Origin of the sequence: Polaribacter gochangensis (assembly GCF_046224025.1) — a bacterium.
Taxonomy (GTDB): Bacteria; Bacteroidota; Bacteroidia; order Flavobacteriales; family Flavobacteriaceae; genus Polaribacter; species Polaribacter gochangensis.
The window spans coordinates 1-234 of sequence record NZ_JBJXRF010000113.1; the positions used below are offsets into that span (position 1 = coordinate 1).

Annotated in this window: 1 pseudogene; it reads left to right on the forward strand. The window is 24.8% G+C overall.

From position 1 onward, the window contains the following. Positions 1–45 precede the first annotated feature (45 nt). Positions 46–234: pseudogene (locus tag ACEWL1_RS12240) on the forward strand (efflux RND transporter periplasmic adaptor subunit); the annotation flags it as partial.

Below are 234 nucleotides of genomic sequence, written 5' to 3' on the forward strand. Positions count from 1 at the left end.
AAAAAAACATCACAAGAATACACGTTTCAAAAATAAAGAAACGATTTGATTAAAAAGAGTGTTTTTAGCGAAAAAGAAAGTAGAAATATTCAATTAACTAATATCGATAATTCGTTAATAAATATGGAGAAAAGCCTTGAATTACTTAGAAAAAATAAAGAAAATTTTATTGTACAAGCTCCTGTAAGTGGTTTGTTGTCATCGTTTAATCCAATTTTAGGAGAAAGTTATAAT